The organism is uncultured Novosphingobium sp., assembly GCF_964277725.1.
Lineage (GTDB): Bacteria > Pseudomonadota > Alphaproteobacteria > Sphingomonadales > Sphingomonadaceae > Novosphingobium > Novosphingobium fluoreni.
Map to the genome: position 1 here is coordinate 1 of NZ_CAXYKL010000255.1, position 5,514 is coordinate 5,514.

Annotated in this window: 5 protein-coding genes, 1 tRNA gene and 1 pseudogene; 4 read left to right on the forward strand and 3 right to left on the reverse strand. The window is 65.9% G+C overall.

The genetic code is table 11. The features are described from left to right. Nucleotides 1-197 (forward strand): annotated as a pseudogene (locus ACHWRX_RS14060) (MFS transporter); the annotation flags it as partial. Nucleotides 198-203: 6 nt separating this feature from the next. Here ACHWRX_RS14060 and queG read toward each other — a convergent pair. Beyond that, complete coding sequence (gene queG, locus ACHWRX_RS14065) at nt 204-1,295, reverse strand: tRNA epoxyqueuosine(34) reductase QueG (protein ID WP_394659651.1); 1,092 nt, start codon at nt 1,293-1,295, stop codon at nt 204-206. Nucleotides 1,296-1,372: 77 nt separating this feature from the next. Here queG and ACHWRX_RS14070 point away from each other — a divergent pair, with 77 nt between their 5' ends. From ACHWRX_RS14070 to msrB, 3 genes are all read left to right on the forward strand, one after another. Next, on the forward strand, nt 1,373-2,401 hold the full coding sequence (locus ACHWRX_RS14070) for an ABC transporter ATP-binding protein (protein WP_183615670.1): 1,029 nt from the start codon (nt 1,373-1,375) through the stop codon (nt 2,399-2,401). Then, on the forward strand, nt 2,398-3,660 hold the full coding sequence (locus ACHWRX_RS14075) for an ABC transporter permease (protein ID WP_394659652.1): 1,263 nt from the start codon (nt 2,398-2,400) through the stop codon (nt 3,658-3,660). Before ACHWRX_RS14070 ends, ACHWRX_RS14075 begins: the two co-directional genes overlap by 4 nt. Before the next feature lie 67 nt (nt 3,661-3,727). Continuing rightward, nucleotides 3,728-4,222: a peptide-methionine (R)-S-oxide reductase MsrB gene (msrB, locus tag ACHWRX_RS14080; RefSeq protein ID WP_394659654.1), complete on the forward strand. Its 495-nt coding sequence runs from the start codon at nt 3,728-3,730 to the stop codon at nt 4,220-4,222. Between the two features lie 39 nt (nt 4,223-4,261). On the opposite strand, the gene ACHWRX_RS14085 is transcribed toward msrB, so the two are convergent. Both ACHWRX_RS14085 and ACHWRX_RS14090 read right to left on the reverse strand, forming a co-directional pair. Further along, nucleotides 4,262-4,891 (reverse strand): PilZ domain-containing protein, encoded by a 630-nt coding sequence (locus tag ACHWRX_RS14085; RefSeq protein WP_394659653.1) that lies wholly within the window; start codon nt 4,889-4,891, stop codon nt 4,262-4,264. Between the two features lie 249 nt (nt 4,892-5,140). Further along, nucleotides 5,141-5,225, reverse strand: a tRNA-Leu gene (locus ACHWRX_RS14090). Between the last annotated feature and the right edge of the window lie 289 nt (nt 5,226-5,514).

Consider the following 5,514-nt stretch of genomic DNA (forward strand, 5'->3'; position numbering starts at 1 on the left):
ATACCGGGGTGTCGATCGCCTTCAACGTCGGCGGCATCCTGGGCGGCGGCTTCGCGCCCGGCGTGGCGCAGACATTGGCGGACAAGGGCGGGCTGGCCTTCGTCGGCCTCTACATCTCGGGCGCCGCAGTGCTGACGCTGATCGCGCTCTTGTCTGTTTCCCCGAAGACCGAGCGGAATTTTCAGGTCCAGGCCTGATCCAGGTCAGGTCGGGGACGATGTGATGCGGCTAACCGCCCACCTGGCCGCATCCGCCACCACCGCGTCCGCATCGTCGCAAAGCGGCTTCACCTGCGCCAGCAGATCCTGCCGCCCGCTGTTTCCGGCGGCATAAAGACAATTGCGCACGAAGCGGTTGCGGCCGATCCGCTTGATAGGTGAGCCGCTGAAAAGCGCGCGAAACCCCGCGTCGTCCAGCGTTAACAGGTCGCGCAGTTCGGGCGCGGTCAGTTCGGCACGCGGCAGATAGGCGCGGAACGATCGGGCCTCTCGCGCAAACTTGTTCCAGGGGCACACCGCCAGGCAATCGTCGCAGCCGTAGATGCGGTTGCCCAGCTTTTCGCGCAAATCCTGTGGCACCGGGTCCTTGTGCTCGATGGTGAGGTAGCTGATGCAGCGCCGCGCATCCAGGCGATAGGGCGCGGGGAACGCCTGCGTCGGGCAAGCGTCCTGGCAAGCGCTGCACGATCCGCACCGGTCCTGCCCCGGTGCATCCGGCGGCAGGTCCAGCGTCGTGTAGATCTCGCCCAGGAACAGCCACGAGCCATGATCGCGGCTGACCAGGTTCGTGTGCTTGCCCTGCCATCCCAGGCCCGCCGCCTGCGCCAGCGGCTTTTCCATGACCGGTGCGGTATCGGTGAAGACCTTCACGCCCGGATCGCCCATGCCGTGGCGCGGCGCCTGTGCCACCATCCAGCGGGCCAAGGCCTTCAGCGCCTTTTTCAGCGCGTCGTGATAGTCCGCGCCTTGCGCATAAGCGGAAATCCGCGCGCGATCGGCATGGTCGGCCAGCTTCAGCGGATCGCCGGCGGGCGCATAACTCATGCCCAAGGCGATCACGCTGCGCGCTTCGGGCCAGAGCGCTTGGGGCGCGCGGCGCTGGTGCGCACGATCGGCCATCCATCCCATGGACCCGTGCATCCCCTGCGCCAGCCAGGCGGACAAGCGATCGCCGTGGATCGGATCGAATCCGGCGGGGGCGATACCGAACGCCACGAACCCCACCGATCGGGCCTCTTCCCGCAACGCCGCGATGAAGCGCGCTGGATCGGGTGCGGTTAGATCGGATTTAACCATGCTTGCGCAGGCGATGGTTGACGCGCGCCGTGCTAGGGGGGCACCTCCAGGAAGGATACGGGGTCAGGGGCGCCTGCATGAATGCCGAGATAGAAGAAGCGCGCGCGCCGGGCAACGTGGCAGCGCCTGACCTGGGTCCTGGCCTCGGCGCATCCGATCGCGCCGCCCGTCCCCTGGCGATCGAGGCGCGCGGCCTGATCAAGCGCTTCGATGGCTTCACCGCCGTCGACGGCGTCGATCTGTCCGTGCCAGAAGGTGCGGTCTACGGCATTCTCGGCCCTAACGGCGCGGGCAAGACCACCACCTTGCGCATGTTGCTGGGCATCATCGATCCAGACCAGGGCTATCGCCGCATCCTGGGTGCGGACAAGCCCCACGATGTGGCCCGCGCGATCGGCTATTTGCCCGAAGAGCGCGGCCTCTATCCATCGATGAAGGCGTATGAGGCGATCGCCTTCATCGGCGCACTGCGCGGCCTGCCGCTCAAGGAAGGGCGGCGGCGCGGGCGCGAACTGCTGGAAGCGCATGGCCTTGGCTATGCGGCGGACCGGCAGATCCGCCAGATGTCCAAGGGCATGGCGCAGCAAGTGCAGATCCTGGGCACGCTGGTCCATCGCCCGCGCCTGGTCATCCTGGATGAACCGTTCTCGGGCCTGGACGCGCTGAACCAGGGGAAGCTGGAAACCGTGATCCGCAATCTGGCGGCGGAGGGCACGACCGTGATCTTCTCCACCCACGTCATCGCCCATGCCGAGCGTCTGTGCGATGAAGTGGCGATCATCGCCGGGGGCAAGGTGCCGTTCGCCGGGCCGGTCGATGTCGCGCGCGATCGCATTCCCCCGCAGGTCCGGCTTGAGACTCGTGCCGAGGATGGCCCCTGGCGCGCCGCGCTGCCGGCCGATGCGCGGCATGAAGGGCGGCACTGGTATTTCGCACTGCCTGCCACCGGGATCGAGCCGCTGCTGCGCAGTCTGATCGAAGGGGACGCCGGCATTCTGTCCCTCTCGATCGAACGCGCCGGGCTGCACGATGCCTTCGTCGCCATTGCCGGGGAAGCCGCCGCCCGCGCGCTGGAAGCGGCGACGCCCGAGGAGGAAGGCAAGTGAGCATCATCGGCACGCGCCCCGCGAACCGCCTGTCGCTGCTGGCCGCCGCCTTCGTCATCGCGCGGCGTGATTTCCAGGCGGTGCTGTTCAGCCGTAGCTTCTTCTTCTTCTTGCTGGGGCCGCTGTTCCCGCTGCTGATCGCCGGGCTGGCGGGCGGCGTGGGTGAAAAGATGAACGCCTCCGTCCGCCAAACGCAGTTGGGTGTCGCCTTGCCAGCCACCGAGGTGGACGCGCTGATCGGCGCGCAGCACGCGCTGTCCGTGCAACTGGGCGATGCGGTGCCGCAGCTGCTGGTGCTCAAGCGGCTCAGCGCTGAAGAGGCGTTCGACCCGCGTGCCGCGCTGACGCCCGGAGTCCATGCCGATGTTGCCGCCGTGCTGACCGGCACGCTGCAGCGCCCGGTGCTGACCGGGACCAGGGACCAGATCGAGCAATGGCGCGGGCCGGTCGGTCTGCTGGCGGCGGCGGCGATCCAGGGCGTGCCGGGGCCACCGCCCACCGTGGTGCTGCAAGGCACCGTCTCCAGCGGCGCGAGCGATCGCAAGGGCCAGATGCTCACCGCGCAGGCTGCGCAGACGCTGCTGTTCCTGCTGACGATGCTGCTGGCGGGCATGGTGCTGTCCAACCTCGTCGAGGAAAAAGGCAACAAGGTGATCGAGATCCTGGCGGCGGCGATCCCGATGGACGCGGTGTTTCTGGGTAAGCTGTTCGCGATGCTGGGCGTGTCTTTCGTGGGCATCGCCGTCTGGGGCTCTACCGCGGGGCTGTTCACTCTGGCGACCGGAGGAGCGGCCGGGGGCCAGATCGCCGCGCTGCCGACACCGGCGATCGGCTGGCCCGCCTTGTTCGCGCTGGGCGTGATCTACTTCGCGATGGCCTATCTGCTGATCGGGTCGGTGTTCCTGGCGATCGGCTCGCTCGCGGCCACGGTGCGCGAGGTGCAGACCTTGTCCATGCCGGCGACGATGATGCAGCTCGTGGTGTTCTTTCTCGCCAGTTACGCGATGACCCAGCCTGGCGGCCGGGCGGAGACGTTCGCGGTGATCTTCCCGTTCAGTTCGCCCTATGCGATGCTGGCCCGCGCCGCGCAGCAGCCGGGGCTGGGGCAGCACGTGCTCGCCATCGGCTGGCAGGCGTTGTGCGTGATGGTGATGGTCCGCGCCGGTTCGCGCATGTTCCGCAAGCGGGTGATGAAGTCCGGGCCGTCCGGAGTGAAGCGCAAGGGCCTGTTCGCGCGATTGCGGCGGCGCCGGGCCTGAGGGGCAATCCCTTGAACGCGGCGGCATGAAGCACGACCTTCAGGGTATGGACAAGACCGCACCCGTGATGACCGCCCCACCGCCCTCGCGCCGCCAGTTCCTCGGCTGGATCGGTATCGGAGCGGCGCTGCCCGTGATCGCCGCGTGCGGCAGCGGCGATGCGCAGGCCAAGACCTACCCGGTCCGCTTTACCGACGAACAGTGGCGCAAACGGCTGAAGCCGGAGCAATATCGCATCTTGCGCCAGGAAGGGACCGAGCGCCCCTATTCCTCGCCCCTGAATGCGGAACATCGCAGGGGCACTTTCCTGTGCGCGGCGGACGGCAATCCGCTATACTCCTCGGCCACCAAGTTCGAGAGCGGCACTGGCTGGCCCAGCTTCTGGAAGCCGTTGCCCGGCGGGATCGGCACGTCGACCGACTTCAAGTTGGGCTATCCGCGCACCGAGGTTCACTGCGCGCGCTGCGGCGGGCATCTTGGCCATGTCTTCGATGATGGGCCCAAGCCGACCGGCAAGCGCTACTGCATGAACGGCGCGGCGATGACGTTCCGGCCTGGCTGATCGACGGGGTCGGTAGGGTCTTTACGCTAAGTCGCGCGACTATTCGGCCTTGGCTTCGGGTCGGTCCATGCGCTCGGCCCGCTGGGCCAATTCCTCAAGCCCCATCAACTGACCAAAGACCACGCCATATTCCGGCGCCCGGCGCCAGCACACGGTGGCTTCGAACAACGGCAGTTCGGTCGCTTCCAGCCAGAATTTCTGGCCGATCGCCAGCTTGTGCGTGATCGAAATCCGCGCACCCTGGCGTGAGATATCGAGGATAGTCGCGTCGTAGGACTGGTTTGCCATCCGCACGGTGGCAGGATGATGCACTCGCAAGCGCAAAGGCCGCTTGGGATAAGGGCCGGCTTCCTTGACGAAAGCGTCGACGTCCACCGGCTGGAGGAAACGAAAACCCGCCTCGCCGTTGGCTTCCCAGACTTTCTGCATTGGGAACCGCTGCCCGCTGCCGGTCTCGATCATCATGACCTGGGCGTTGGGCGCGGCGTGGAACAGGCGTAGCTTAAGCCCCGTCTCCGAGACGTCGCGGATGATGCACAGGTATTCCGTGCCCTCCGCGATCAGCTTGGCGCTGCGCAGCATCAAGGCAAAGCGCGGTGCACCGCGCATGTCGGCGCTGGTCTGCGGTGTTACCGCCTCTTGTGCCGTGCTTTGAGCCGAATTCCGCATTGAAGCCCCCCGTCATACCGCAATCGCGCACACGCCGACGACGAACGGCCGGACGCTTCTGCGGTCATACTGACGAGTTTAGGGCAAACGTCCCTAAAAATTGGTGAAGTTTTGCCGGTTTCCTCGAAACAAACTCGGCTGTTCTTTTAGATACTTAGGTAAAGGCGATGCGACATTTGCGGAGATTCTTGCAATACCTGCCGCCCGTTTCACCGCCGATTCCATGAGGTGGACAAAACCGGTGCAAATTGGTGCGGGCGGCGGGACTCGAACCCGCACTGGGAACCCCAAGCGGATTTTAAGTCCGCTGCGTCTACCATTCCGCCACGCCCGCAACCGCAGTTTCCTGCGGGTTTCGGTCTCTAGCGACCAATCTTCCGCAGTGCAATCCGATTGCGTTCCGCAATTTTATAACCGAGACGTGACTTTCGGTGCTGTAAAGCACGTACATTCACCCCAGCAAAAAGCTGCCCACTTGTAGGGCAGCGGGTTTTGAAAGAGTTGCGGCAGCCCGCGTCGCGGGCTTATGTGGCAGCAAGTGGATTGGGGGAGCCTGGTCGGCGTCACTGCCTCGGTGAGTACACCGAGGCTTTTCGCTTTTTGGCCGTGTCTCAAAAGGCGGT